At 65.3% G+C, this 2643-nt stretch carries 5 protein-coding genes and 1 tRNA gene; 3 read left to right on the top strand and 3 right to left on the bottom strand.

Annotated features, from left to right (window positions below; genetic code table 11):
* Nucleotides 1–161: 161 nt before the first annotated feature.
* A tRNA-Asp gene (locus I71_RS19500) sits at nt 162–238 on the bottom strand.
* A gap of 201 nt (nt 239–439) precedes the next feature.
* On the bottom strand, nt 440–667 hold the full coding sequence (locus I71_RS19495; protein WP_042696706.1) for a hypothetical protein: 228 nt from the start codon (nt 665–667) through the stop codon (nt 440–442).
* A gap of 164 nt (nt 668–831) precedes the next feature.
* Between I71_RS19495 and I71_RS19490 the strand changes: the two genes are divergently transcribed.
* Together I71_RS19490 and I71_RS19485 are read left to right on the top strand one after the other, a co-directional pair.
* Entirely contained in the window at nt 832–1116 is a 285-nt protein-coding gene (locus tag I71_RS19490; protein ID WP_042696704.1) for a hypothetical protein, read from the top strand.
* Nucleotides 1117–1212: 96 nt separating this feature from the next.
* Complete coding sequence (locus I71_RS19485) at nt 1213–1662, top strand: hypothetical protein (protein WP_244433930.1); 450 nt, start codon at nt 1213–1215, stop codon at nt 1660–1662.
* Nucleotides 1663–1670: 8 nt separating this feature from the next.
* Here I71_RS19485 and I71_RS19480 read toward each other — a convergent pair whose 3' ends face one another.
* Nucleotides 1671–2114, bottom strand: coding sequence for a hypothetical protein (locus tag I71_RS19480; protein WP_244433929.1), 444 nt, complete (start codon nt 2112–2114; stop codon nt 1671–1673).
* A 192-nt stretch (nt 2115–2306) separates the two neighbouring features.
* Here I71_RS19480 and I71_RS19475 point away from each other — a divergent pair.
* On the top strand, nt 2307–2643 hold a 337-nt coding region (locus tag I71_RS19475), incomplete at its 3' end, for a DsbA family protein (protein WP_042696708.1).

Genomic DNA, 2643 nt, shown 5'->3' with positions numbered 1-2643 from the left:
CTTTTCCCCGCGGAAGGACAAGCCAGCCCCCGCGGGAGAGCTTGGTAATACCACGTTTTTAAAATCAGAAAAAGGAAAGACAATAGGCATGCGAAAAAGGACCCGCATTTTGCGAGTCCTTCAGACATACTGGCGACCGGCGCCGAATTTCAAAGGGAAAGTGGCGCGAGTGACGGGACTTGAACCCGCGGCCTCCGGCGTGACAGGCCGGCGCTCTAACCAACTGAGCTACACCCGCGCTGAGCGACTTGGCAGAAACACAGCATTTGCCAAACAGATAAAGGCTTGGACTGCTTAGTGTTTTTGACCGGAACCGTTGAAGGCCCCCGTCGTTCGGTGGGCGGTTTGTAGTCGCCCAGGCCGCCGGCTGTCAATCACCAAATTGCAAAAAAATCTTCGGCTGAAGTGCCCGGCGCTCCGGTCCGTTCGGTCAGCCCCGTCACGGCAGGCGATGGGCGGCGCGGCGCAACTGCTCCAGCCGGTCGAAGGCCTGCAGCATGCCTGCGGACAGCTCTCGATGGTCGACCGCATCGGGTCCACCGAAACGGGTCAGCGTCTCTTCCAGGGCGCGGGCCAGATGCTCGGCAATGTCGAGATGATTCTGATCGAGCGCCAGTTCCAGAGCAGCGAAAATGCGGTCGCCAAGCCGCCGATCATTCGAAGTCATGCGTTCCCCACCCTGAGTTTGCAGCGGGCGGCAGGGCGCCGCCGCGGTCGCGTCAAAGGGTTCAGGATAGCAGCTTCGCCTCCGCTGCGCGGCGTGAATTGAAACGCTGCGACATTTCGGAGGCAGCCCTTCCGGCGCGCCCTCCCCCGTGCGATAGTCGCGCCATGCCGATCCGTGCTGCGCTCCGTCTCCGCTTGACCGTCCTTCTGGCAGCCGCCGCCCTTCTCCCGGCGGGGCCGGCCATGGCCGCCGCCAATGTCTCGGCTGCCCAGGCGGAAGCGAAGGAGATCGCGAAATCGATGGGCAACTGCACCCCGGCCAAGATCGATGTGCTGCGCTACACGGTCGGGCGGGAAGGAGCGACGACCTTCAAGGTCGGCTGCACCGAGGACAAGGATGCTTTCGTCATCGTACAGTGCCGCTCGCGCATCTGTACGCTGCTTCGCTGAGACTTGCCCCATGGCTGAATTCACGGCTTGTTAACCGTGCTTGCATGCACAGTACGGGATCGGACGCGGCGCGTGTGCGGCAACGGAAACTGCTGGATGGTGGGCGCGAGCATGGCTGCTGGGTTGGGTGCGGCGGGAAACAGATCGGCACGGGGCTGGATCGCCGTTTTGCTGGCGATTGCGACGCTGACCCTGGCCGGCTGCACCTCTCCGCTCGGGCTGGCGGCGGGGGGCGCGGATGTCGTGACGCTGAACGCCACCAAGAAGACCATCGGCGACCATATCGTATCGGCTGCGACCGGCCGCGATTGCTCGATCATCAGCTTCGAGCAAAGTGGCGATTATTGTCCGGACAAGGTGGTGGTCGACCGCTCGCGCCTTTATTGCTACCGCACGCTGGCAGACGTCGAATGCCACCACATCCCCGATCCGTACCGCAACGGCAACACCGCGCTGGCCAGCCCGCCGCCGGACATCCGTGTGCAGCCGCGCAAGCCGGGCTGGTTCGACGACACCACGCCCTACAGCGCCAACAACGGATCCTGAAGGCCGCCTCAGCGCACCTTTTTCGCGACGAACGCCTTGGCGATCGCCATCATCGCCTTTTCGTGATTCGGTCCACCGGCCGGAGCATTGTGGATGGTCGCCCCCTTGCCCGCTGCCGCGGTCCCTGCGGCGGTCTTGCCGGCCGACACCGCGCGCTGGGGAACGGACTCGTCCGGCTCGCGGCCCAACTGATTGAGCAGGTTTTCGAGCGCATCACGGCTGAGACCGGAGGCGGACGGCCGCCCTCCGCCCGCCCCACCGGCGGCCGATGGGCGCGCTGCCGGCCTGCTGCTGGCCGGACGCCCGGCACGTTCGATGGCGGCGGCGGCAATGGCCTTCAGGAAGGGCTGGGCAATGCCGCGCAACAGCTCGGGATCTTCGACGGCCCAGGCCATCAGGATCTTCTGCGCATTCATCCGGCTGCCCTTGGCCGCCAGGATCGCTTCGCGCACCTTGCCGTCAACGTAGGAGTTGCTCATCGGGATCCGCCCACCGGGATGTGTCCGCCAGCCGCTTGGTTACCGGCGGAACCATCCCGGACTGTCGGGCCAACTCGGTTAACAAACGGTTGCATTCCCTCCTTTCGGCGGGAAGGGATGGAAGTAGCGGTTGCCCGTTCCGGGGGACGCGCCGATAGTGGTGCCATGCTGATCGAAACCTTCGCCGACCTGATCTGCCCCTGGTGCTACATCGGCAAGCGCCGGCTCGACCGTGCGCTGATGCAACGGCCCAACCTGCGGCCGGAACTTCGCTGGCAGCCGTTCCAGTTGAACCCCGACATGCCGCGCGGCGGGATGTCGCGCGACGATTATCTGGCCGCCAAGTTCGGTGGGGCGGAGCGGGCGCGGCAGATTCACCGGGTGGTGGAGGATACCGCGGCGCGCGACGGGTTGCCGTTGGCGTTCGACCGTATCGAGCGCACGCCCCACAGCTTCAACGCACACGGGCTGGTCCGCATCGCCGGGCGGAGGGGGCTGGCCA

It is taken from the genome of Azospirillum sp. B506 (assembly GCF_000333595.1).
Lineage (GTDB): Bacteria > Pseudomonadota > Alphaproteobacteria > Azospirillales > Azospirillaceae > Azospirillum.
Note: the sequence above shows the minus strand (reverse complement) of the source record. Positions and strands in the feature narration are given on the sequence as shown.

Bases quoted from the DNA above. Each gene is read 5' to 3' on its own strand.
- I71_RS19495 (WP_042696706.1), bottom strand. From the start codon at position 667: ATGACTTCGAATGATCGGCGGCTTGGCGACCGCATTTTCGCTGCTCTG.
- I71_RS19485 (WP_244433930.1), top strand. From the start codon at position 1,213: ATGGTGGGCGCGAGCATGGCTGCTGGGTTGGGTGCGGCGGGAAACAGA.
- I71_RS19490 (WP_042696704.1), top strand. From the start codon at position 832: ATGCCGATCCGTGCTGCGCTCCGTCTCCGCTTGACCGTCCTTCTGGCA.